Below are 21,586 nucleotides of genomic sequence, written 5' to 3' on the forward strand. Positions count from 1 at the left end.
GATCGAGGAACGCTTGCGGTCGCCGCTTCGAAAAACGCCTCTGTAGGAGGGGCTTCAGCCCCGACCTGATCGCCAGGAAAAGCGGCCGGGGCTGAAGCCCCTCCTACAAGCGCTAGCCCTGCAACTCGCGAAGCGTCACCGACGGCGGCGCATCCAGCACCTTGCGCGTGGCGAACAGGCCCGCGCCCAGCGCGGCCAGCATGCCGAGGCCGCCGCCGATGGCGGCGAGCTGCCAGTTCGCCTTCCACGGCAGGTCGAACACCTGCGTGGCCACCACGCCCGACAGCACGGACGCCGCGATCGCCGCGACCAGACCCGCCAGCAATCCGATGGCGGCGAACTCCGACGCCTGTGCCAGGCGCAGCTGGCGACGGCTGCCGCCGAGCACGCGCATCACGCCACCTTCCAGCAGGCGCTCGTCCTGGCTCGCGCTCACCGCCGCCATCAGCACCAGCAGGCCGGCCGCCAGCGAGAACCAGAACACCACCTGCACGACCTGCGAAACCTGCTCGGCCGTGCTGCGCACCTGGTTGAGCACCGCTTCGACATCGATCACGGACAGATTGGGGAACTGGCCGACCAGTTCACGGGTGAAAGCGGTATCGCCCGACGGCACGCTGACGGCGGTGATGTAGCTGGCCGAATAACCATCGAGTCCGCCCGGCGATGCAACGACGAAGAAGTTGGGACGGAAGCTTTCCCAGTCCACGCTGCGCAGGCTGGTGATGCGACCCTCGAAACGCTGGCCGGCGATGTCGAAGGCCACCTGGTCGCCGAGCTTCCAGCCCAGGTCGTCAGCAAACCCCTCTTCCACCGACAGCTCCGGCGATGCTGGCGTGCGCCCGGTCCAGAACTCGCCGGCCGTCACCTTGTTGTCGTCGCGCAGCGTCGCCGCCATCGACAGGTTGAACTCGCGGTCGGCGCGGCGTTGCGTGCGCTCGTCCGCATCTTCGTAGTCGGCGCCGCTGGCGGGCTTGCCGTTGAGTTCGACCAGGCGGCCGCGGATCATCGGATAGAGATCGACTGCGGACAGGCCGCGCGCCTGCATGAACGTCTTCACCGGATCCACCTGGTCCGGCTGCACATTGATGATGAAGCGGTTCGGTGCATTCGCCGACAACGCCAGTTGCCAGCGATCCAGCAGGTCGGTGCGCACGAAGGTCAGCAGCAGCAGCGCCATCAGGCCCAGGCCGAGCGCGGATACCTGCGCGATCGACGTGCCCGCGCGGCGACTGACATTGGCCAGGCCGTAGCGCAGGCTGCCGCGCAGGCGCGAGCGCACACGACGCACCAGCAGGATCAGCGCCCACGCCAGCAGTGCGAGGACGGCGAGTGTGCCGGCAATGCCGACCAGCATCGCGGTACCCAGCGCCGGCGACCCCGCCTTCCACCACAGCAACGCACCGAGGCCGACGAAGCCGGTCAATGCCACCAGCCATGCACTGGGTTCGGTGCGGTCGAGGTCGCGGCGCAGCACGCGCAGCGCGGGCACGCGACGCAGTGCCAGCACCGGCGGCGCACCGAAGGCGAGCAGCACGACCATGCCCACGCCATAGCCCTGCAGCGCCGGCATCAGGCCCGCGGGCGGGATGTCGATCTTCAGCGACTGCTGCAGCCAGCTGCCGATGCCCCATTGCAGGCCGAACGCGATCAGCACGCCGAACGTGCAGGCGGCCAGCCCCAGCAACACCAGCTCACCGACATGGATGCCGACCAGCGTGCGCTGCTGTGCGCCGAGGCAGCGCATCACTGCCGTGCCGGACAGATGCCGTTCGCTGTGCCGGCGCGCCGCCATCGCGACCGCGACCGCCGCCAGCACGACCGACACCAGTGCGGCCAGGCCGAGGAAGCGGCTGGCGCGATCCAGCGCGGAACGGACTTCCGGGCGCGCGTCCTGGATCGTCTCCATGCGCTGTCCGCGCGCGAGCTGCGGCTTGACCGCGGCAGTGAACGTCTCGACCGCGGCGGCATTGCCGGCGACCACCAGCCGATAGCGCAGGCGGCTGCCCTCCTGCACCAGGCCGGTGGACGGCAGGTCGGCGAGGTTGAGGAACACCTTCGGCGCGACATTGAAGTAGTCGAGCGCCGCGTCCGGCTCCTGCGTCACCAGCGCCGCAAGTTTCAAGGTGCGCGTGCCAATGCCGATCTCGTCGCCCGGCTTGGCGCCCAGCGTTTCGGCACCCGCCTGAGTGATCCACAGCGTGCCGAATGCAGGAATGCCACCCGCATCGCGTTCGGCACCACCGGCGCGGTCGACCACGCGGAAGCTGCCGCGCAACGGGAAGCCCTCGCCCAGCGCGCGCAGGTCGCCCAGCGACAGCGATTCGCCGGCGCGGATCATGCTCTGCAGTTCCTGCGTCTCGGTCACGCGCAGGCCGGGCGCGTTCGCCAGCGCACGCAACGTATCGGTCGGCGGCGCGTCGCCGCGCACGACCACGTCGCCACCCAGCAGGCGGTTCGCTTCGATCGCCAGGGCGCGCTCGGCGCGATCGGTGACGAAGCCGACCGAGGTGACGGCGACGACCGCCAGCACCAGTGCCGCGAACAGGATGCGGATGTCGCCCGCCGCGAGATCGCGCCGCAACTGGCGCCACGCCAGCGACAGCATCCTCATGCGGGCGTGCCCTGCAGTCGTCCGGCGTCGAGCCGGATCACGCGCTGACAGCGCGCCGCCAGATGGTCGTCGTGCGTGACCAACACCAGCGTGGTGCCGGCATCGGCATTCAGCGCGAACAGCAGCTCGATGATCGCCTGTCCGGTGTGCGTATCGAGATTGCCGGTGGGTTCGTCGGCGAACAGCAGCGACGGCCGCGTCACGAACGCACGCGCCAGCGCGACGCGCTGCTGTTCGCCGCCGGACAGCTGGCGCGGATAGTGGCCCAGGCGCTGACCGAGGCCGACCTTGTCCAGGATCTGCCGCGCCGGACCCTCCACGTCGGCATCGCCGCGCAGTTCCAGCGGCAGCATGACGTTCTCCAGCGCGGTCAGCGACGGCAGCAGCTGGAAACTCTGGAACACGAATCCGACCTTCTCGCCACGCACGCGCGCACGGCCGTCTTCGTCCAGGTCGGACAGGCGCTCGCCGTCCAGCGTCACCGCGCCCGCGCTGGGCACGTCGAGACCAGCGAGCAACGACAGCAGCGTGCTCTTGCCCGAACCCGACGCGCCGACGATGGCGACCGTGTCGCCGTGTTCGATGCGGAAACCGATGTCGTCGAGTATCGTCAGGTCGCCACCGGGCAGCGGGACATGCTTGCCGAGGCCCCGCACGTCGAGGACCGCGTGGCGGCTGGTGGCTTCAGTGTGGAGTCTGCTGGCGTCGGCCATGATCATCTCGTCGGTCATGTCGTGAATCATCGGGAGCACGGATTAAATGTTTCTTAATTTGAACAGGTATGGGGCCCGACGCGTGCGCATGCAATGGGCCATGGGCCTCTCGCTGCTGCTGCTCGTCGCGCTGTTCGCGCGGTCCGCCGCGGCGCAGGCGACGACGGCCGCACCGGCGCAGGGCACGCGCACCGTCCTGGTGATGGGCGATTCGCTGTCCGCGGCCTACGGCCTCGCACCCAACCAGGGCTGGGTATCGCTCACCGCGGACCGCATCGGCACGACCGCACCGGGATGGCGCGTCGTCAACGCGAGCATCAGCGGCGAGACCACGGCAGGCGGCGCGGTACGCATCGCGGCGGAACTGCAGCGGCACAAGCCCGCGGTCGTCGTCATCGCCCTCGGTGCCAACGACGGCCTGCGGGGCCTGCCGCTGGCGCAGACCCGCGCCAACCTGGAGAAGATGATCAAGGCGGCCCAGGCGTCGAAGGCGAAGGTGCTGCTGGTCGGCATGCGCATGCCGCCGAACTACGGACCCGACTACACGCGCGGGTTCGAACAGAACTACAGCGCGCTGGCGAAGCAGTACGACACCGCGCTGCTGCCGTTCCTGCTGGAACCGATCGCGCTCGATCGCTCGGCTTACCAGGCCGACAACCTGCACCCGGTCGCCGCTGCGCAGCCCAAGCTGCGCGACCATGTATGGAAGGCGCTGCAGCCGCTGCTGCGGTGAAGGCGGGCATCGCACCTACAGCCGCGTAGGATTTTTCCTACGCGGATCCGGGGCATCCGCCGAATGTGATAGCTGGCACATTCGCGCACAGTTCCCACGCCGGTTCCCTGCCCGGCGTGTCGACTGGAGTCCACCATGCCCCGCCTGCTCTTCACCATCGCCGCCAACGACAAAGGCTGGCAACTCTACGAAGGCCAATACGGCCGCAACTGGTTCGACAATCTCGGCGATGCGCGCGAGAACGCGAAGCTGCTCGCCGCCACCCTTCACCAGCACCATGGCATCCCGACCGCGGTGGTCGTCGAGATGCCGAGCAACGAAGCCATCCTGCTGGCGCGCCACGGCTAGGACGCGACGGCCGTCCGCTCGATGCCGGCCGCACCCGGCAGTGGCAACCGGAGCGTCACCTGCAGTCCCGGCCGATGATCGTCGAGTCGAATCTGTCCCCGGTGCCGGTGGACGACGGCCTGCACCAGGCTCAGCCCCAGCCCGGTACCGGGTGAGCGTCGATGGCGCTCGAGGCGGTAGTAGCGGTCGAACACCCGTGCCCGCTCGGCCACGGGAATGCCTTCACCCTCGTCCGCCACCACGATCACCGCATCCGTCATCGACGACAGCACGGCCACCTGCACGCACCGGCCTTCGGGCGAATACTTGATGGCGTTGTCCAGCAGGTTCGCGACGGCCTGGAAAAGCTGGTCGGCGTCGCCGCGGACCGATACCGGCGCCACCGCCGCCGTGTCCAGCCGGATCCCGCGTTCCGCCGCGACCGGTTCGTAGAGTTCGACCGCATCACGCACGACGCGATCGAGGACCACCAGCGGATCGTCATCCACGGGGGGCTGCGACTGCACCCGCGCCAGTCGCAGCAACGCGTTGGACGATGCCAGCAACTGGTCGACCTCGGCGACGGCCGCATCGAGGGCCACGGATCGTTCCTCGTCCAGTGTCGCCATCCGCAGCGCTTCCAGGCGGCTGCGCAGGCGTGTCAGCGGCGTACGCAGGTCGTGCGCGATGTGGTCGGTGGCCTCGCGCACGCCGGTCAGCAAGCCGCCGATGCGGTCGAGCATCGCGTTGAAGCGCATGGCCAGGCGTTCAAAGGCGTCGGCGCTGCCATCCAGCGGCACGCGGCTGTCGATTTCACCGTCGCCGACCTGCGCCGCCGTTTCCTCGAGCCGGCGCAGGCGGCGGGCCACCCAGCGCGCGATCAGGTGCCCCAGGAGGGCACCGAGCACCAGGGCGAACACGGTGGCCATCAGCGTCGTCCGCAGTGCGATGGCGTTGAAACCGGCGGCGGCACGCATCCGCACGCCCGTGGCGAGGTACACGTTCGCGTCCAGCGCGCTCACGCGCACGCGACGGGGCGTGCCGGCGGGTTCGTCCGCCAGCGCGACCCAGCCTGGGTGCAGCGGGGCCGGGGCGATGTCCAGGTTGCCGGCCAGCAACGTCCCGTGACGCGCGTCGATGACGGCATACAGCGCATCGGGATCGATGCCGTCGGCCACGCGCTGGCGGACCTCCGACAACAGCACTTCGCGGCCGTCGCGCCGGTACAGGTCGGCCAGCCCGACGGCATCGGCCATCACCCGTTCGCGGGCGTCATGCTCGAGCAGCGACGACAGCGTGATGTACGCGAACGCGGAAAGCAGCCAGAAGCCCGCCAGGAAAGCGGCCGCCGCACCCCAGGCCAACCGCGCCGTCGTCGACCGCAGCGGTGTGCGGCGGCGACTCATCCGCCGAGGCGGTAACCCGCACCGCGGACCGTGTGGAGGAGCGGCGGCTCGCCCGCGCCTTCGAGCTTCTGGCGCAGCCGGCTGACGTGCACGTCGATGACGTTGGTCTGCGGGTCGAAGTGGTAGTCCCACACGGCTTCGAGCAGCATGGTGCGGGTGACCACGTTGCCTGCCTGCCGCATCAGGTATTCGAGCAGCCGGAATTCGCGTGGTTGCAGGTCGATGCGCCTCGTACCGCGGGTGGCGCGGCGCGACAGCAGGTCGAGTTCGAGATCGGCCACGCGCAGGGCCGTGGTGGGCGCATCGCCCTTGCCACGCCGGCTGACGTTGTCGATGCGGGCGCTGAGTTCCGCGTAGGCGAAGGGCTTGGCGAGGTAGTCGTCGGCGCCCGCCTTCAGGCCTTCCACCCGATGGTCCACGTCCGACAGTGCGGTCAGCAGGATCGCCGGCGTCGTGTTGCCGGCCGCGCGCAGCGCGCGCAAGAGACTCAACCCATCGAGCACCGGCACCATGCGGTCGATGACCAGCACGTCGTAGCGCTCGGTCGTGGCGAGGAACAGGCCGTCGCGGCCATTGTCGACATGGTCGGGGACGTGCCCTTCTTCCCGCATCGCCTTGCAGACGAAGGCCGCCGTGTGGGGGTCATCCTCGATCAACAAGGCGCGCATCGTGCCTCCCGTGGATCGCCATGGTACCGCCGCCGTGGGGGGAGCGGGGCGGTACCCGGCGCATGGTTCAGCTCTTCTTCGCGGCGGCCTTGACGTCTTCGCAACGCCCCTGCTTGTCCTGCTTCTGGTGCTCGCCGCACTTGGCGGCATGGGCGGGCTTGACGGCCGTGGTCTTGGCGGTGGGCGCCGGGGACGGCATGGGGGTGGCGGCGAAGGCGGTGGCACCGACCAGCGACAGGGCCAGCGTCAAGAGGGAATAACGCAGCTTCATGGGAATGCTCCTCGTTGTGGCGTTGATGCGGCGGGCCAATTCCCACCGTGGCGCCAGTCTGCGGCTGCCCTCCTCTCGCCATGCTTACCCCTGCATTACATTTCCGTCATTCCGGCGCCGGTGCGGGCAAACCCGCCAGTTGGCGAAGCGCCCGTTCGAACACCTCGGGCGGCTGGCCGCCCTGCACCAGGTGCCGGTCGTCGAAAATTACCGAAGGCACCGCGCGGATGCCGCGTTGCTGGTAGAAGTGCTCGCGCTCGCGCACCTGGGCGACGAATGCGTCCGTGTCGAGGATGCGCCGCGCTTCGTCGGCATCCAGCCCGGCTTCGCCAGCGATCGCCGCCAGGACGTCACGGTCGGACACGTTGCGCCCTTCTCCGTGATAGGCCTGCAGCAGCGCGTGCTTGAGCGCGAATTGCCGGTCTGCGCCGAGTTCACCCGCCCAATGCAGCAGGCGATGCGCATCGAAGGTGTTGTAGATGCGGTCCCGCTTCTGCAGGTCGATGCGCACGCCCAGTGCCTCGCCACGTTGCCGCAGCGCTTCGCCGTTCTGCGCCAGTTGCTCGGCGCTCAGCCCGTATTTCGTCCCGAGATGGTCGGCGATCGACTCGCCTTGCGGGACCATGTCGGGATTCAGCTCGAACGGCTGGAAATGCAGTTCGACCTGCAGATCACCACCGACGTCGGCGATGGCGCGCTCCAGCGCGGCCAAACCGATCGCGCACCAGGGGCAGGCGACGTCGGAGACGAAATCGATCTTCACGGGCTTGGACATGCGCTGCGCCTCACTCCTTCGCGGTGTTCTTGTAGACACGGCCCTGCTTCATCACGAAGCCGACGTTCTCCAGGGTGGAGACATCCTGCAACGGGTCGCCATCGACGGCGATCAGGTCCGCGTAGTAGCCCGGCTTCAGCACACCCGCGTCCTTGTCGATGCCGAACAGGCGCGCGTTGACCACGGTCGCCGAGCGGATGGCCTGCAGCGGGGTCATGCCGAACTGCACCATGCGTGAGAACTGGCGCGCGTTGAGGCCGTGCGGATAGACGCCGCCGTCGGTGCCGAAGCCCATGATGGCGCCGGCCTGGTGCGCCTTGCGGAAGTTCTCGCGCTGGGTGGCGCCGACGCGGCGCTCCTTCTCCAGCGATTCCGGCAGGAAGCCGGCCTTCTCGCCTTCGCCCAGGATGTACTCGGTGTTGTAGATGTCCATCACCAGCACGGTGCCGTTCTTCTTCGCCAGGGCGATGCCGTCGTCGTCGATGAAGCTGGCATGCTCGATGGAGTCCACGCCGGCCAGCAGCGCATTGCGGATGCCGGTGGCGCCATGCGCGTGCGAGGCCACCTTGCGGCCCAGCGCGTGCGCCTCGTCGACCAGCGCCTTCAGTTCCTCCAGCGAGTACTGCGGCGCGCCGACTTCGGTGCCCTTGGACAGTACACCGCCGGTGGAACAGGTCTTGATGAAATCGGCGCCGAACTTGACGTTCTGCCGCACCTTCTGGCGCGCCGCCCACGGACCATCGGCGACACCCTCGCCCACGGCCTTGTACTCGGCGGGCAACAGGTTGTTGTCGCTGCAGTGGCCGCCGGTGATGCCGATCGACACACCGCCGGCGAGGATGCGCGGCCCCTCGACTTCGCCGGTCGCGATCGCATCGCGCAGGGCGACGTCCGCGTAGCCCGGAGAACCCGGCACGCGCACGGTGGTGAAGCCGGCCATAAGCGTGGTGCGTGCGTTCTTCGCGCCCTTGATGGCGGCGGCCGGCAGCGAGATCGCCAGGCGGCGATAGCCCTGCAGGTCGGCGTCGCCATGCAAGTGCACGTGCGCATCCATCAGGCCGGGCAGCACGGTCTTCGTCGACAGGTCGTGGACCGTCGCACCGGCGGGCACCGGCGTGCTCGCCGCGGGGCCGACGGCGGTGATGCGCGCGTCCTCGATGACGATGGCCTGGTCGGTCAGCAGGCGGCCGGACTCGACATCCAGCAGCCGCCCCGCCTTGACGTAGGTGGTGGCCGCGAACGCGGGCGCGCAGGCGACGGACAGGACGGCGGCGAGGATGGACAGGCGCATGGATGTTCCGGAAGTCGAGTGGCGAAAAGGCGAATGTAGCAACCTCGCCCTGTAGGAGCGACGTGAGTCGCGACCGCAGGTTCAGAGCGACTGCCATGTTTAGCCCCTCGGAGACCGTGGGCCGCAGGAGTACGTTCGCGACTCACGTCGCTCCTACAGGGAATCCGTCGCCTGGCGGGCCGGTCCACGAGGTGCCGGCGTGTCAGACCGGCGTGGGATTGCGGTAGGCGAAGCCGGCCTGGTGCCAGTACGGATACGGCTTGGGGCGCTGGCTGGCGGCATCCAGCTTTGCCACCTGCTCCGTCGTGAGGCTCCAGCCGACCGCGCCGAGGTTCTGCTTCAGCTGTTCCTCGTTGCGGGCGCCGATCACCACGGTGCTGACGGTCGGGCGCTGCAGCAGCCAGTTCAACGCGACCTGCGGGATCGACTTGCCGGTCTCCTGCACGACCTCGTCCAACGCATCGACCACGTCGTACAGATACTCCAGGTCGACCTGCGGGCCGGCGTCCTGCGCGGTCTGCGATTGCAGGCGGCCGGTCTCCGGCAGCGGCTGGCCGCGGCGGATCCTGCCGGTCAGGCGTCCCCAGCCCAGCGGACTCCACACCACCGCGCCCACGCCCTGGTCGGCGGCCAGCGGCATCAGTTCATGCTCGTAATCGCGGCCGACCAGCGAGTAGTACGCCTGGTGCGCCACATAGCGTGTCCACCCATGGCGGTCGGCGGCGGCCAGTGACTTCATCAGGTGCCAGCCGGAGAAGTTGGAGACGCCGAGGTAGCGGATCTTGCCGGCTTTCACCAGCGTGTCGAGCGTGGACAGCACTTCCTCCACCGGCGGACGCGCATCGAAGCCATGCAGCTGGAACAGGTCGATGTAGTCGGTGCCCAGGCGCTTCAGCGCACCGTCGACCGCATTGATCAGATGATGGCGCGAGGAACCGACCTGGTTCTCGCCGTCGCCAAAGCGGAACGTCGCCTTGGTGGAAATGATCAGCGCATCGCGTGGTTTTCCCTTGATCGCTTCGCCGAGGATCTCCTCCGCCGCGCCCTTCGAATACACGTCGGCGCTGTCGAACATGTTCAGGCCGGCATCGAGGCAGACATCGACCAGGCGCCGCGCTTCAGCCACGTCGGTGCTGCCCCAGGCACTGAACAGCGCGCCCTGGCCGCCGAAGGTGCCAGTGCCGAAGGAGAGGACGGGCACACGGAAGCCGGATGCGCCGAGGTAACGATATTCCATGGGGGAATGCCTGCTGAAGCGGGGGAGTGCGCCATTGCACTCTCCCCACGCCGCAGCGGCAACCCCTCGCGGTGGAACGCTCAGTTCGCGCTGGCCGCCGGCCGCACGATCACTTCACTGACGTCCACATCATCCGGCTGTTCCACCGCATACGCGATCGCGCGCGCGACCGCCTCGGCGGGAATCGCCACCTGGCGGAAATCCTCCAGCCAGGCCTTGATGCCGGCATCGCTGGTGGTCTCGGCCAGTTCGCTGGTCGTCGCGCCGGGCGACACCACGGTGACGCGCAAGTGGTCGTGTTCCTGCCGCAGGCCTTCGGAGATGGCCAGCACGGCGTGCTTGGTGGCGCAGTACACCGAGGCGCTCGGCCACACGCGATGGCCCGCGGTGGAGGCGACGTTGATGATCTGCCCGCCGCCCTGCGCCTGCATGACCGGCAACGCGGCCGCGATGCCGTGCAGCACGCCGCGGATGTTGACGTCGATCATCCGGTTCCATTCGTCGATCTTCAGCGCGGCCAGCGGCGACAGCGGCATCACGCCGGCGTTGTTGACGATCACGTCGAGCCGGCCGAACTCGCTGCGGGTGAAATCCACGAACGCCTGCACGTCGTCGAGGCGGGTGACGTCGAGTGCTCGATGGCGCGCCGTTCCGCCGGCGGCTTCGATCCCGGCGACCAGCGTTTCCAGCCGGTCGGTACGGCGCGCACCCAGCACGACCGTCGCGCCGCGGCGTGCGAGTTCGCGTGCGGCGGCTTCACCGATACCGCTGCTGGCGCCGGTGATGGCGATGACTTTTCCTTGGATTCCGGACATTGGGACACCTCGTTGGGGGAAGCACGGCACGGGCTGTGCCGGGACGGGGCGCAGTCTGGGCGCCGCAGCCGGCGCGTCGATATCCGGTTCCTCCGCGATCCTTGCCCGATCCTGCGGACACCGCTCGCAGGCGGTTCCATCGCCGCGCCCGCTGCGTAGACTCGCTGCACGCCCCACGCCCTTCCCACAGGCCTCCGCATGCCCGACAGCCCTACGTTCCTCGCCGACCGCGTCCGCGAACTGGCGCGGCTGATTGAACGATCCACCGGCGAGGACGGTTTCCACGCCACCGCGATCCCGGCGCTGAACTTCTCGCGCCTCAGTGCGCCGATGGAACTGCCGATGCGCGGCGTGCAGGAGGCCGCGCTGTGCCTGATCGTGCAGGGCGCGAAGCGCGCGATCCTCGCCGACGAGATCTACGAGTACGACGCCAGCCGCTTCGTCGTCGCCTCGGTCGACCTGCCGGTGACCGGCCAGGTGACTGAAGCGTCGGCCGAAGCGCCCTACCTGTGCCTGATCCTGAAACTCTCGGCCGCCACCATCGCCGAGATGGTCACCGAGGCCGAATCGGCGAAGGCACCGCTGCCGCCGCCGTCGCGCGGCCTGTTCCTGCAACCGAGCAGCGTGGAGATGCTGGATGCCGCGATACGCCTGGTTAAGCTGCTCGACACCCCGCGCGACATCGCGCTGCTGGCGCCGCTGGTGGAACGCGAAATCCTCTACCGCGTGCTGTGCAGCCCGCAGGGCGCGATGCTGCGCCACATCGGCATCGCCGACAGCCAGGGCCAGCGCGTGGCGAAGGCGATCCACTGGCTGCGTCAGCACTACACGCAGCCGCTGCGCATCGACCACATCGCCCGCGAAGTGCACATGAGCGCATCGGCGCTGCATCATCACTTCAAGGCCGTCACCGCGATGAGTCCGCTGCAGTACCAGAAGCAGCTGCGCCTGCAGGAGGCGCGCCGGTTGATGCTCAGCGAGGTGCTGGACGCCGCCAGCGCCGGCCATCGGGTCGGCTACGAAAGCCCGTCGCAGTTCAGCCGCGAATACAGCCGCATGTTCGGCGCCCCGCCGGTGCGCGACGTGGAGCGGCTGCGCAACCTCTGAACGGCCTGGAAACAGGGACTGAACGCCACACGACGGCGCGCCGCCGCCCGGTTGTCTGGCCTCGGCAGCGGGCGCACACTTCGTGTCACATCCACGGAGGATCCGCCATGAAGGCGCCTGCCCTGCTGTTCACCGCCCTTGTCGCGCTGGCCGTCGCCGCGCCCGGCATGGCGCGTCCGAAAACCGTCACCGATCCCGCCCTGCCGCGCAGCCTGCCCGCCGAAGGCGGCGCCGTCAGCGTCAGCTGGACCGATCCCGCGCAGTTCAGCGAGATCAAGTACAGCGGCAACCGCTGGGAGTCCGAGCGCGGCACCTGGGTCAACCAGCTCGCCACGTACCTGCGCGATGAGGCGGGCCAGCGCCTTGCACGCGGCCAGACCCTGGACGTCACCATCTCCGACATCGACCGTGCCGGCCGCTACGAGCCGACCGTACGCGCCGGGATGAACGACGTCCGCGTGGTGAAGGACCTCTATCCGCCGCGCATGACGCTCACCTTCGTCCTGAAGGGCGCGGACGGCCAGGTCGTCGCCGAAGGCGAGCGCAAGCTGGTCGACAATGCCTTCCTGATGGGCACGCAGATCAACAGCAACGATAGCCTGCGCTACGAGAAGCGGCTGATCGACGATTGGCTGCGCAAGGAGTTCCGCAACGGCCCGGCGCTGACGTCGGCGCCCTGACCCTCGCACCGCGGCATCGCGACACCACAGGCCCCGCTCATCGCGGGGCCTGTCCGTTTCCGTCTTCCGATTCGTGCGGGTACACCGCCGACACCGTGCACTGGAAGCGCATGCCTGGACGGAACCGCGACGCACGCACGTCGTCGCTGATGGGGAATCTTCCGGCGGCGTCGAACGACACGACATCACCGGCGCCTTCGGCAACCACGCGGTCGCCCGGATTGCCGCAGATCAGGCTGATGCCGACGCCGGAGCGGAAGCTGATGGCGGGCGCCGAATCCAGGTCCGGGCAACTCTGCGGCAGCTCGACGCGGTAGTAGCGATGGCCACCGGAGCGCTTCGGCGCCACTTCCACCAGCATGCCCTTGCCGTCTTCCGACCACGAACGCAGGTAGCGCGTGTCGAAGCAGTAGCTGGACGAGCCACCGAACCCGCGCCGGCGCTCGCCGCGCACCTCCACCGTGTCCAGCGTGGTCGGCGCCGTCCCGTTGGCCAGGGTCGCGGCCGCGCGCGCCAGCGTCGCGTAGTCACGCGCGCCGACCAGTGCCACGCCGACGATCGGGCACGTGGCGGCGCCGATGCGCACCGCTTCACCTTCCGTGCCGCAGACGCGTCCACCGCGGGCGAGCAATTGCGCGCGTGCGCCGGCACTGCCCGGACAGGCGTCGCCGAGATCGATGCGGAAACGCTGGCCGCTGCGATCCAGCGCCGCCAGTTGCCGTGGCGACGCCTGCTGCAACTCGACGACCTGGCGCGCGTCCAGGCACACCGGCATCGATCCGGCCTGCGACGGGGCCGCGGCCGCCGGCATGGCGAGCAGCAACCCGATGAACGGGGACATCGGACGCATCCGTGCCTCGGTGCATGGAGGAAGCGGGATCATAGTCCAGGCTTGCGATCCGCCGCGCCCGGCACCATCTACGTCCTGCATCCACCACGGAGTTCACCATGACGGCCTTCGACCTGGCCCCGCCCACCGATGCGCAGCGCGACACGCTGGTCGCGGGCCTGAGCGACGAAGAGCGTCGGGTGCTGTTGCAGCATGGCACCGAGGCGCCGTTCTGCGGCGTGTTCCTCGACAACAAGACCGACGGCGTCTACACCTGCCGCCTGTGCGGCCTGCCGCTGTTCCGTTCCAGCGCCAAGTTCGATTCGGGCACCGGCTGGCCGAGCTTCTTCCAGCCGGTCGACGAAGCGCACATCGGCCGCATCCGCGACAGCAGCTACGGCATGGTCCGTACCGAGATCGTCTGCGCCCGCTGCCAGTCGCACCTGGGCCACGTGTTTCCCGACGGCCCGCCGCCGACCGGCGAACGCCACTGCCTGAATTCGGTATCGCTGGCCTTCACGCCGAACGGCGATGCCTTGCCCGACCCGCTGCAGCGTGGCGGCGAGGAAGCGCAACCGGCCGGATAGCGGGTCCGGGTTGTCACGAGACGGGCACATGACGGCGGTAGCCTGACCGTCACCCCACCGTCTTCCGGCTGCCGCACGCCTGCAACATGGCCCCGCCCGTCGAACCCGATGCGCTCCCCTCGCCGTTCGCCGGCCTGCCCGGCGCGCTGTGGCTGTACCGGTTCGACGCGGCGGGCCGCGCGCACGTGCTGGACGCCACGCAATGCGGCATCGATGCCGTGCACGCGCCCGATCACTGGCACTGGCTGCACCTGGACCTGAGCGATGCCCGCAGCGCGCAGGTGGCGGCGAAACTGCCGCTGCCCGACGACGCGCGCGCCACGCTGCTGTCGCCGGATTCGCACGTCAACCTGCAGCTCGACGAAGACGAGGCCGTACATGGGGCCTTCGTCGACTGGGCGCACCAGCGCGGTGTCGACCTGGCCGTCGAAGGCCAGTTGCGCGGTGACGACGGCATCGGCTGGCTGCACTTCGCACTGACGCCCGACCTGCTGGTCACGGCACGCCGGCAGGCACTGCGCTCGGTCGAAGCCGCGCGTCGCGCGGTCGGGGCCGGCACCCGCGCGGATTCGCCGGTACGCATGCTGGAACTCATCGCTGGCCGCTTCGCCGACACGGTCGAGCGCAGCGGCGACGGGTTGTCGGTGCGGCTGGACCGCATCGAGGACCGCGTGCTGGCCGACAGCATCGGCGAGGAACGGCGCGACCTGGCGCAGCTGCGCCACCAGACCGTGCGCCTGCATCGTCCGCTCACTGCGATGCGGCGCGTGCTGAAGCAGTTCGAGCAGCGCCATCCCGCCTATCCCGAACACGAACTGCTGCCCGCGGTGGCGCGCCTCAACCAGCGCTTCGACGATCTCGATGGCGATGTCGCGACGCTACAGGAACGCGCGCGCCTGCTGCAGGACGAAGTGGCGGCGAAGCTGGCCGAGCGCACCAACCGGCACCTGTACGTGCTGTCGATGGTCACCGCGTTGCTGCTGCCGCCCAGCCTGGTGGCCGGCCTGTTCGGCATGAACCTGCCGGGATTGCCGTTCGCCCACAGCACGCACGGCCTGGCCTTCGCCCTGCTGCTGGGCGTCGCATCGAGCGTCGTGGTCTATCTGGCGCTGCGGCGCATGGGCGTCTCGCGCTCCACGTAACCGCAGGAGGGGCTTCAGCCCCGACTGCCATCATCACCGGACAAGCCCCCGACCATCGGGTACCTGATCTGCCAGGCGCATGTTCGATCGCTCCGCCTCCTGCACGGTCGCGGCTGAAAGCCCCTCCTGCAACGGGCGCGGTATCCTGACGGCCTGATGATGCTTCCCCTCCGCACCGCCACCCGTTACGTCACCCCGCTGCGCGAAGGCGGCTCGATGCCCGCCGTGGTCGAGGCCGATGACGATGGCCTGTACGTCCTCAAGTTCCGCGGTGCAGGACAGGGACCGAAAGCGCTGGTCGCCGAACTGATCGCCGGCGGACTCGCAAAAGCACTGGGCCTGCCGATGCCGGACCTGGCGCTGATGGAACTGGATGCCGACCTCGCGCGCACCGAGGGCGATCCGGAAATCCAGGACCTGATCAAGGCCAGCGCCGGGCTCAACCTGGCGATGGATTACCTGCCCGGCGCGGTGAATTTCGATCCCGTCGCGGAGCAGCCCGACGCCGACCTGGCGTCGCGCATCGTCTGGTTCGATGCGTTCATCAGCAACGTCGACCGCACCGCACGCAACACCAACCTGCTGATGTGGCACCGCCGCCTGTACCTGATCGACCACGGCGCATCGTTGTACTTCCATCACGGCTGGGACGGCGATGTAGGGGGTGCGGGCAAGCCGTTCCCGCTGATCCGCGACCACGTGCTGCTGCGCTGGGCGTCGCGACTGGCCGACGTGGACGCGCCGATGGCGGCCTGCCTGACGGATGGCGTCATCGCCGGCATCGTGGCCGACGTGCCCGACGCGTGGCTGCAGGGACCGGATGCCTTCGGCGATCCGGCCACGCAGCGCGCCGCGTACGTGGCCTACCTGACGCAGCGCGTGGCGCAGCGCGAGGCGTTCGTGCAGGAGGCGATCCATGCACGCACCTGACACCTACGACTACGCGGTGATCCGCGTGGTGCCGCGCGTGGAGCGCGAGGAATTCGCCAACGTCGGCATCATCCTGTCGTGCGAGCGCGCGGGCTTCCTGGAAGCGCGCATCGAACTGGACGAGACCCGCCTGCATGCGCTCGATCCCACGCTGGACATCGACTCGCTGCGCCGGCACCTCGATACGATTCCGGCGATCTGCCGTGGCGGCGAGGCCGCCGCACCGATCGGCCTGCTGCCGCCGCGCGCGCGCTTCCATTGGCTCACCGCCAAGCGCAGTTCCATCATCCAGACCTCGCCCGTGCACATGGGCCGCTGCGGCGACCTGCCCGCGACGCTGGAACACCTGATGGACCGCATGGTGCGGCCGCCGAAGGCCACGGCACCGCGATGAGCGTGTACGTGGACGATCCGGTGACGCTGTGGCGCGGCCAGCGCTGGGCGCACCTGATGGCCGACACGCTGGACGAACTGCATGCGATGGCCGCACGACTCGGGATGCCGCGCCGCGCATTCCAGGACAAGCGCAGCGGCGCGCATTACGACGTGAACGAAGCCTTGCGCGAAGAGGCGTTGCGGCTCGGCGCCATCGCCATCTCGCGACACCACGACCGCGAGCGGGTCCGCGCGATCATCCGGATCGCGCGGTCGCAGTGGAGCGGCCTCACGGAAACACGTTGACGCCGTAGCGCCGAGCTTGCCCGGCTCCGTGGTCTTTGGGGTCCCGGTCAGCGGACCGAACCGCAGCGGAGCGAGCTCCGCTGCACGACAGCGATCAGAGTTGCTGCGCCTTGCCGCTGCGGATGGCCTCGCCAACCAGGCGGTCGACGTCGCGCTGCAGCTTGTCGGTCGCGGCCTCCTGCTTGCGGGCCAGCGCTTCCTGCTGGCGCGCGAGGGGTTCCTGCTGGCGGGCCAGGACGTCCTGTTGGCGGGCCAGCGCCTCCTGTTCGTCCTGCAGCGCCTTCATGCGGCGATCGTTGGCGGCATCGCGTGCGTTGTCGCCGCGCAGGGCGGCGGCGGCCTGGCCGGTCGCGATCTCCGACATCTTGATGCCCAGTTCGCCTTGTTTCGTGCCCAGCTCACCCTGGCGTTCGCCGAGCGCGCCCTGCTGTTCACCGAGCTTGCCCTGCTGTTCGCCCAGTGCCTGCACCGGCGCATGCGCCGCCTTCACCTGCTGCATCGTGGCGGCATCGCGCACCACGTACTGCTTGCCGTTCTTCCGCACCCACAGCACCGGGGCATTGCCCTGCCGCAAACGCTGCGCCGTGCGGATGTCGTCGCTGTCGCCCGCCATCGACACGTCGTCGCCGTCGATCAGCACGTAGGCATCGCCATTGCGCTGGTGGCCGATGCTGACCGTGTGCGCGCTCGAACGGGTGTGGATGCGCGGCGGGGGCGGTGGTGCCGGCGGCGGCGGTACCGCTACTGTCGGGCGAGCGGGCGGCGGGGGCGGCGCCGGCGGCGGGGGCGGCACCGGCATGTCACGCGCATCGGCGACGACGACCGGACGCGGCGACGCGGCGGCAGGCGTGGCGACGGTCGCCGGGGCGGGTGCCGCTGCCGGTGCCGCGACGGGGGAGGTGCGTGCGGTGACGCGATAAGGCACGGCGGCCAGCGCCACGATGCCGAGGGTCAGCGCGAGCGCGCCGGCGCGCAGGGGGGAAGCGGTGTGCTGCAACATCAGCAGTCTCCTCTTGAGGATGCGGAACGTGGGGGACGCGCCGGCCAGCGCCGGCACCGGGGTGGTCGAGACGCCCAGCTTCACCAGCAGGCGTCCGTAATCGCGCGGCGCATGACGTTCGTCGGCGATGACGACGGCATCGCAGGCGACCTCGCGGGCGAAGGCGTACTCGCGCGCAGCGAAATGCGCGACGGGATGGAAGAAGAACAGGTGCTGCGCCAGCGCCGGCATCCACGCCCACCACAGGTCGCGCCGCTGCAGGTGCGCGAGTTCGTGGTGCAGCGCCATGTGCAGGTCGTCGTTGCCCATCTCGGCCAGGCCGGCAGCGGGCAGCATCAGCACGGGACGCCAGGGCCTGGCCAGCAGCGGCGAATCGATCTCGTCGCTGACCAGGAGCGCGGGCCTGGTGGCGATGCCGAGACGATCCGCAAGCGCGTCGTACACCGCCCGCACGCGGCGGTCGCGGCAGGGACGTGCGCGTCCGATCTGCCGGTGCAGGCGCCAGCCGTGGCGCAGCGTGTTCGCCAGCATCACCGCCACGCCCGCCAGCCAGGCGGCGAGCAGCAGCACGCCGGTGTCGAACCGCGATGCCTGCGTCGCCTGCACGGGCACGACCGATATCACGGAGGCAGCCGACGTCGATGCTTCGGCTGCCATCGCCACCACGACAGGCGCGGCGGCAGGCGTCGCCGGCAACAGCGGCAGCGCGACCGGCGCATACCAGGCCAGCCCGACCACCATCTGCGTGGCGACCAGCCACCACAGCCAGGCGCGCGTGCGCGCATCCAGGCGCGGCAGGTAGCGGCACAGCGCCCACACCAGCGCGGCCAGCAGCAGCGACTGCATGCTCACCGCCAGCAGCCGGTCCAGCCACGTATCGAAATAGGGAAGCAGCTCCATGTCAGGCGTCCTTCCGCTTGGATTGCAGGGTGGCGACCATCGCCTCCAGTTCGGCCAGTTCGTCGTCGCTGACCTCGGTGCGCTGCGACATCCACGCCACGAACGGCGACAGCGAACCCTGCAGCGTCTTCTCGACGAAGCTGCCCACCGCATTGCGCATCAGGTCGTCCGGCTGCGCGGCCGGCGCGTAGCGGTACACGCCATCGACCTGGCGACGCCGCAGGTAGGCCTTGGCGCGCAGCCGTTCCATCATCGTCAGCACGGTCGAGCGGGCCAGCCCGCGGGCCTCGCCGAAAGCGGCCGCCACCTCGCCGACGCTGGCATCGCCGTGTTCCGACAGGTGCTGGAGCAGCGCCAGTTCCTGGTCGCCGATGGACTTGAGGGGCTTGCCGGGCATGGAATCGCCTTGTGACTACAGTTGTCGTCAACATGCCCGTGACGACAACTGTAGTCAACCCTGCCGAAGGTCATTGCCCGTGTCGGACCGATGGACGGTCGCCACTCAAGAAACCGCCCGCCGGGCCGATCCTTGGGTGACCCCACCCTGCGGCCGCGTCACCATGCTCATCATCGTCGGCTTCATCATCGTCACCCTGAGCGTCATCGGCGGCTACCTCGGCTCGCACGGCAAGCTCGGCGCCCTGTGGCAGCCGTTCGAGCTGGTCATCATCGGCGGCGCCGCGCTCGGCGCGTTCATGGCCAGCAATCCGATGAAGGTGGTCAAGGGCACGTTGACCGCCACGCTGTCGGTGTTCAAGGGCGCCAAATACAAGTCGTCCGACTACCTGGACGTGCTGACGCTGATCCACGAAATGCTCAACAAGGCGCGCCGCGACGGCTTCATGTCGCTGGAAGAGCACATCGAGAACCCGACCAACAGCCCGCTGTTCCAGAAGTATCCGAAGATCCTCGCCGACCACCACCTGCTCGACTTCCTCACCGAATGCCTGCGCCTGATGGTGGGCAGCAACATCGAGCCGCACGAACTGGAGCCGCTGCTCGAGCTGGAACTGGAAAAGCACCATCACGAAGCGATGGCGCCGGCGCATGCGCTGCAGAAAGTGTCCGACGGCCTGCCCGGCTTCGGCATCGTGGCGGCGGTGCTCGGCATCATCGTGACGATGGGTTCGATCGGCGGCGACATCGCCGCGGTCGGCGCGCACGTCGCCGCCGCGCTGGTCGGTACCTTCCTCGGCATCCTGCTGGCCTACGGCTTCGTCTCGCCGCTGGCCGCCGCCATCGAGGCGCAGGTGGAGCAGGACAGCCGCATGTACGAGTCGGTGAAGACCGCCCTGCTCGCCTGCCTGCGCGGTTACAACCCGGCCGTGGCGCTGGAGTTCGCGCGCAAGACCCTGCCCTCGGACGTGCGCCCGCCGTTCGCCGAGTTCGAAGCGCACCTGAAGGCGAACAAGTAAGCCACGGCGATGAGCGAACAGCGCCCCACCATCATCGTCCGCCGCGTCAAGAAGGTCGCCGGCGGCGGCCATCACGGCGGCTCGTGGAAGGTCGCCTACGCGGACTTCGTCACCGCGATGATGGCGTTCTTCCTGGTGATGTGGCTGATGGGCGCCACGACCAACAAGGAACGCGCGGCGATCTCGGAATACTTCCGCAATCCCAGCCCGCTGAGCGGCAAGAGCTTCTCGCCCGCGCCCGGCCCGGCCGGTCCCGGCGGCGCCAGCACCTCGATGATCAAGCTCGGCGGCACCATGGACTTGCCGAAAGGCGAGAGCGACAACCCGTTCGACAAGCCGCCGGGCGACGCGCAGCAGGTCTCCGAGCAACAGGAGAAGGCGCAGGAAAAGCAGCGGCTGGAAACGCTGATGCAGGCGTTGCAGGAAGCCATCGGCAAGAGCCAGGCGCTGGAACCGTTCAAGGACCAGCTGCTGCTGGACCTGACGCCGGAAGGCCTGCGCATCCAGATCGTCGACCAGCAGAACCGGCCGATGTTCGACCTCGGCGGCACCGTGCTGAAGCCCTACACGCAGGGGATCCTCGGCGAGCTGGCCGGCTTCGTGAACCAGGTGCCGAACCACATCAGCATCACCGGCCACACCGACACCACCCAATACACGTCCAGCCGTGGCTACACCAACTGGGAACTCAGCGCCGAACGCGCCAACGCCGCACGCCGCGCGCTGGTGGCCGGCGGCATGCACGAGGACAAGGTGTCGCGCGTCGTCGGACTGTCGTCGTCGGTGCTGTTCGACAAGCGGAACCCGCAGAATCCGATCAACCGCCGCATCAGCATCGTGGTGATGACCAAGGCCGCGGAAGCGGCGCTGCAGGGCGAAGGCAGCCTGCTGGCACCGGGCGCACCGCTGCCCGATGCCGATACCGCGATGCCCGATGTCGCCGTGGAAGCCGCCGCGCCGCCAGCGTTGTCCGCGCCCGTCGCGCCGCAGACCACGGCCGCGCCCTGACGCCTCAGCCGCCGCTGGCCGGCCCTTTCAGTTCGATGGTATTGCCGTCGGGATCGCGGAAATAGAGCGACGGCCCGTCGCCTTCCGCGCCGAAGTTCACCTCGGCCGGGCCTTGCGTCGCAATGCCGAAGCCCGCGAGGTGCGCGACCAGCGCCGGCTCGTCGAACGGTTCGACACGCAGGCACAGATGGTCGACGTTGCGCCCCTCGCTGCCGGCCGGTGCGCCGCCGCGCGCACCGAGCGTTCCGTCGATGCCGACCAGATCGATCATCGAAGCGCCGGCACGCAGGTGCACCAGGCCCAGGTGCCGGCGTTCGCGTTCCATCCGGCAACCCAGCACCTCGCGGTAGAAGTCCACGCTGCGCGCCAGGTCGCGCGCACGCAGTACCACGTGGTCGATGCGCTGGATGTCGAAAGGCCGTGTCATCGTGCCGCTCCGCAGGGACATGCCCGGGCG

24 protein-coding genes are annotated in these 21,586 nt (G+C 69.2%); 11 read left to right on the forward strand and 13 right to left on the reverse strand.

Features of this window, described 5'->3' with window-relative positions; genetic code table 11:
- Positions 1-112 precede the first annotated feature (112 nt).
- Positions 113-2,614 (reverse strand): FtsX-like permease family protein, encoded by a 2,502-nt coding sequence (locus V7060_RS09650; protein ID WP_334179024.1) that lies wholly within the window; start codon positions 2,612-2,614, stop codon positions 113-115.
- A complete protein-coding gene (locus V7060_RS09655; RefSeq protein ID WP_334179122.1) occupies positions 2,611-3,327 on the reverse strand; it encodes an ABC transporter ATP-binding protein in 717 nt (238 codons plus the stop codon). The genes V7060_RS09650 and V7060_RS09655 overlap by 4 nt, the downstream gene beginning before the upstream one ends.
- Before the next feature lie 100 nt (positions 3,328-3,427).
- Here V7060_RS09655 and V7060_RS09660 point away from each other — a divergent pair, with 100 nt between their 5' ends.
- Together V7060_RS09660 and V7060_RS09665 are read left to right on the forward strand one after the other, a co-directional pair.
- Positions 3,428-4,060, forward strand: a complete 633-nt coding sequence (locus V7060_RS09660; RefSeq protein WP_334179025.1) for an arylesterase — start codon at positions 3,428-3,430, stop codon at positions 4,058-4,060.
- Positions 4,061-4,195: 135 nt separating this feature from the next.
- On the forward strand, positions 4,196-4,408 hold the full coding sequence (locus V7060_RS09665) for a hypothetical protein (RefSeq protein WP_062356998.1): 213 nt from the start codon (positions 4,196-4,198) through the stop codon (positions 4,406-4,408).
- On the opposite strand, the gene V7060_RS09670 is transcribed toward V7060_RS09665, so the two are convergent.
- The 7 genes from V7060_RS09670 to V7060_RS09700 form a co-directional block, all read right to left on the reverse strand.
- Positions 4,405-5,793: a HAMP domain-containing sensor histidine kinase gene (locus V7060_RS09670; RefSeq protein ID WP_334179026.1), complete on the reverse strand. Its 1,389-nt coding sequence runs from the start codon at positions 5,791-5,793 to the stop codon at positions 4,405-4,407. The two genes, V7060_RS09665 and V7060_RS09670, sit on opposite strands and share 4 nt — an antisense overlap.
- Positions 5,790-6,461: a response regulator transcription factor gene (locus V7060_RS09675; protein ID WP_334179027.1), complete on the reverse strand. Its 672-nt coding sequence runs from the start codon at positions 6,459-6,461 to the stop codon at positions 5,790-5,792. The genes V7060_RS09670 and V7060_RS09675 overlap by 4 nt, the downstream gene beginning before the upstream one ends.
- A gap of 67 nt (positions 6,462-6,528) precedes the next feature.
- Entirely contained in the window at positions 6,529-6,732 is a 204-nt protein-coding gene (locus V7060_RS09680) for a hypothetical protein (protein WP_334179028.1), read from the reverse strand.
- A gap of 106 nt (positions 6,733-6,838) precedes the next feature.
- Positions 6,839-7,507, reverse strand: coding sequence for a DsbA family oxidoreductase (locus V7060_RS09685; protein ID WP_334179029.1), 669 nt, complete (start codon positions 7,505-7,507; stop codon positions 6,839-6,841).
- Between the two features lie 10 nt (positions 7,508-7,517).
- Positions 7,518-8,798 (reverse strand): amidohydrolase family protein, encoded by a 1,281-nt coding sequence (locus V7060_RS09690; protein ID WP_334179030.1) that lies wholly within the window; start codon positions 8,796-8,798, stop codon positions 7,518-7,520.
- Positions 8,799-9,000: 202 nt separating this feature from the next.
- Positions 9,001-10,035 carry an aldo/keto reductase gene (locus V7060_RS09695; RefSeq protein ID WP_334179031.1) on the reverse strand — a complete coding sequence of 345 codons (1,035 nt, stop codon included), beginning with the start codon at positions 10,033-10,035 and terminating at the stop codon, positions 9,001-9,003.
- 80 nt (positions 10,036-10,115) lie between these two features.
- On the reverse strand, positions 10,116-10,850 hold the full coding sequence (locus tag V7060_RS09700; RefSeq protein WP_334179032.1) for an SDR family oxidoreductase: 735 nt from the start codon (positions 10,848-10,850) through the stop codon (positions 10,116-10,118).
- A 198-nt stretch (positions 10,851-11,048) separates the two neighbouring features.
- Here V7060_RS09700 and V7060_RS09705 point away from each other — a divergent pair, with 198 nt between their 5' ends.
- A complete protein-coding gene (locus V7060_RS09705) occupies positions 11,049-11,957 on the forward strand; it encodes an AraC family transcriptional regulator (protein WP_334179033.1) in 909 nt (302 codons plus the stop codon).
- A 107-nt stretch (positions 11,958-12,064) separates the two neighbouring features.
- Positions 12,065-12,637, forward strand: a complete 573-nt coding sequence (locus V7060_RS09710) for a DUF3016 domain-containing protein (protein ID WP_334179034.1) — start codon at positions 12,065-12,067, stop codon at positions 12,635-12,637.
- Between the two features lie 37 nt (positions 12,638-12,674).
- On the opposite strand, the gene V7060_RS09715 is transcribed toward V7060_RS09710, so the two are convergent.
- The gene (locus V7060_RS09715; protein ID WP_334179035.1) at positions 12,675-13,478 is read right to left on the reverse strand and encodes a hypothetical protein; all 804 of its coding nucleotides are present in this window, start codon (positions 13,476-13,478) and stop codon (positions 12,675-12,677) included.
- A 107-nt stretch (positions 13,479-13,585) separates the two neighbouring features.
- Between V7060_RS09715 and msrB the strand changes: the two genes are divergently transcribed.
- The 5 genes from msrB (at position 13,586) to V7060_RS09740 (ending at position 16,806) form a co-directional block, all read left to right on the forward strand.
- Entirely contained in the window at positions 13,586-14,053 is a 468-nt protein-coding gene (gene msrB / locus V7060_RS09720) for a peptide-methionine (R)-S-oxide reductase MsrB (RefSeq protein ID WP_334179036.1), read from the forward strand.
- 86 nt (positions 14,054-14,139) lie between these two features.
- Entirely contained in the window at positions 14,140-15,195 is a 1,056-nt protein-coding gene (locus V7060_RS09725) for a CorA family divalent cation transporter (RefSeq protein WP_334179037.1), read from the forward strand.
- 156 nt (positions 15,196-15,351) lie between these two features.
- Positions 15,352-16,125 (forward strand): HipA family kinase, encoded by a 774-nt coding sequence (locus tag V7060_RS09730; protein ID WP_334179038.1) that lies wholly within the window; start codon positions 15,352-15,354, stop codon positions 16,123-16,125.
- Complete coding sequence (locus V7060_RS09735; protein WP_334179039.1) at positions 16,112-16,519, forward strand: DUF3037 domain-containing protein; 408 nt, start codon at positions 16,112-16,114, stop codon at positions 16,517-16,519. The genes V7060_RS09730 and V7060_RS09735 overlap by 14 nt, the downstream gene beginning before the upstream one ends.
- Positions 16,516-16,806, forward strand: coding sequence for a DUF4031 domain-containing protein (locus tag V7060_RS09740; protein WP_334179040.1), 291 nt, complete (start codon positions 16,516-16,518; stop codon positions 16,804-16,806). The genes V7060_RS09735 and V7060_RS09740 overlap by 4 nt, the downstream gene beginning before the upstream one ends.
- Positions 16,807-16,900: 94 nt before the next feature.
- Here V7060_RS09740 and V7060_RS09745 read toward each other — a convergent pair whose 3' ends face one another.
- Positions 16,901-18,706, reverse strand: a complete 1,806-nt coding sequence (locus V7060_RS09745) for a M56 family metallopeptidase (RefSeq protein ID WP_334179041.1) — start codon at positions 18,704-18,706, stop codon at positions 16,901-16,903.
- A 1-nt stretch (position 18,707) separates the two neighbouring features.
- Positions 18,708-19,103, reverse strand: coding sequence for a BlaI/MecI/CopY family transcriptional regulator (locus V7060_RS09750; protein ID WP_334179042.1), 396 nt, complete (start codon positions 19,101-19,103; stop codon positions 18,708-18,710).
- 163 nt (positions 19,104-19,266) lie between these two features.
- Here V7060_RS09750 and motA point away from each other — a divergent pair, with 163 nt between their 5' ends.
- Both motA and motB read left to right on the forward strand, forming a co-directional pair.
- Positions 19,267-20,121 (forward strand): flagellar motor stator protein MotA, encoded by an 855-nt coding sequence (gene motA, locus V7060_RS09755; protein WP_334179123.1) that lies wholly within the window; start codon positions 19,267-19,269, stop codon positions 20,119-20,121.
- A 9-nt stretch (positions 20,122-20,130) separates the two neighbouring features.
- Positions 20,131-21,129 (forward strand): flagellar motor protein MotB, encoded by a 999-nt coding sequence (motB, locus tag V7060_RS09760; RefSeq protein WP_334179043.1) that lies wholly within the window; start codon positions 20,131-20,133, stop codon positions 21,127-21,129.
- Between the two features lie 4 nt (positions 21,130-21,133).
- On the opposite strand, the gene V7060_RS09765 is transcribed toward motB, so the two are convergent.
- On the reverse strand, positions 21,134-21,556 hold the full coding sequence (locus V7060_RS09765; protein ID WP_334179044.1) for a VOC family protein: 423 nt from the start codon (positions 21,554-21,556) through the stop codon (positions 21,134-21,136).
- Positions 21,557-21,586 lie beyond the last annotated feature (30 nt).

Origin of the sequence: Pseudoxanthomonas sp. (assembly GCF_036845285.1) — a bacterium.
Classification (GTDB): domain Bacteria; phylum Pseudomonadota; class Gammaproteobacteria; order Xanthomonadales; family Xanthomonadaceae; genus Pseudoxanthomonas_A.

What these genes read in the sequence shown, in the direction of transcription:
- V7060_RS09650 (WP_334179024.1), bottom strand. Translation starts at nt 2,614, where the DNA reads ATGAGGATGCTGTCGCTGGCGTGGCGCCAGTTGCGGCGCGATCTCGCG.
- V7060_RS09655 (WP_334179122.1), bottom strand. Translation starts at nt 3,327, where the DNA reads ATGGCCGACGCCAGCAGACTCCACACTGAAGCCACCAGCCGCCACGCG.
- V7060_RS09660 (WP_334179025.1), top strand. Translation starts at nt 3,428, where the DNA reads ATGGGCCTCTCGCTGCTGCTGCTCGTCGCGCTGTTCGCGCGGTCCGCC.
- V7060_RS09665 (WP_062356998.1), top strand. Translation starts at nt 4,196, where the DNA reads ATGCCCCGCCTGCTCTTCACCATCGCCGCCAACGACAAAGGCTGGCAA.
- V7060_RS09670 (WP_334179026.1), bottom strand. Translation starts at nt 5,793, where the DNA reads ATGAGTCGCCGCCGCACACCGCTGCGGTCGACGACGGCGCGGTTGGCC.
- V7060_RS09675 (WP_334179027.1), bottom strand. Translation starts at nt 6,461, where the DNA reads ATGCGCGCCTTGTTGATCGAGGATGACCCCCACACGGCGGCCTTCGTC.
- V7060_RS09680 (WP_334179028.1), bottom strand. Translation starts at nt 6,732, where the DNA reads ATGAAGCTGCGTTATTCCCTCTTGACGCTGGCCCTGTCGCTGGTCGGT.
- V7060_RS09685 (WP_334179029.1), bottom strand. Translation starts at nt 7,507, where the DNA reads ATGTCCAAGCCCGTGAAGATCGATTTCGTCTCCGACGTCGCCTGCCCC.
- V7060_RS09690 (WP_334179030.1), bottom strand. Translation starts at nt 8,798, where the DNA reads ATGCGCCTGTCCATCCTCGCCGCCGTCCTGTCCGTCGCCTGCGCGCCC.
- V7060_RS09695 (WP_334179031.1), bottom strand. Translation starts at nt 10,035, where the DNA reads ATGGAATATCGTTACCTCGGCGCATCCGGCTTCCGTGTGCCCGTCCTC.
- V7060_RS09700 (WP_334179032.1), bottom strand. Translation starts at nt 10,850, where the DNA reads ATGTCCGGAATCCAAGGAAAAGTCATCGCCATCACCGGCGCCAGCAGC.
- V7060_RS09705 (WP_334179033.1), top strand. Translation starts at nt 11,049, where the DNA reads ATGCCCGACAGCCCTACGTTCCTCGCCGACCGCGTCCGCGAACTGGCG.
- V7060_RS09710 (WP_334179034.1), top strand. Translation starts at nt 12,065, where the DNA reads ATGAAGGCGCCTGCCCTGCTGTTCACCGCCCTTGTCGCGCTGGCCGTC.
- V7060_RS09715 (WP_334179035.1), bottom strand. Translation starts at nt 13,478, where the DNA reads ATGTCCCCGTTCATCGGGTTGCTGCTCGCCATGCCGGCGGCCGCGGCC.
- msrB (WP_334179036.1), top strand. Translation starts at nt 13,586, where the DNA reads ATGACGGCCTTCGACCTGGCCCCGCCCACCGATGCGCAGCGCGACACG.
- V7060_RS09725 (WP_334179037.1), top strand. Translation starts at nt 14,140, where the DNA reads ATGGCCCCGCCCGTCGAACCCGATGCGCTCCCCTCGCCGTTCGCCGGC.
- V7060_RS09730 (WP_334179038.1), top strand. Translation starts at nt 15,352, where the DNA reads ATGATGCTTCCCCTCCGCACCGCCACCCGTTACGTCACCCCGCTGCGC.
- V7060_RS09735 (WP_334179039.1), top strand. Translation starts at nt 16,112, where the DNA reads ATGCACGCACCTGACACCTACGACTACGCGGTGATCCGCGTGGTGCCG.
- V7060_RS09740 (WP_334179040.1), top strand. Translation starts at nt 16,516, where the DNA reads ATGAGCGTGTACGTGGACGATCCGGTGACGCTGTGGCGCGGCCAGCGC.
- V7060_RS09745 (WP_334179041.1), bottom strand. Translation starts at nt 18,706, where the DNA reads ATGGAGCTGCTTCCCTATTTCGATACGTGGCTGGACCGGCTGCTGGCG.
- V7060_RS09750 (WP_334179042.1), bottom strand. Translation starts at nt 19,103, where the DNA reads ATGCCCGGCAAGCCCCTCAAGTCCATCGGCGACCAGGAACTGGCGCTG.
- motA (WP_334179123.1), top strand. Translation starts at nt 19,267, where the DNA reads ATGCTCATCATCGTCGGCTTCATCATCGTCACCCTGAGCGTCATCGGC.
- motB (WP_334179043.1), top strand. Translation starts at nt 20,131, where the DNA reads ATGAGCGAACAGCGCCCCACCATCATCGTCCGCCGCGTCAAGAAGGTC.
- V7060_RS09765 (WP_334179044.1), bottom strand. Translation starts at nt 21,556, where the DNA reads ATGACACGGCCTTTCGACATCCAGCGCATCGACCACGTGGTACTGCGT.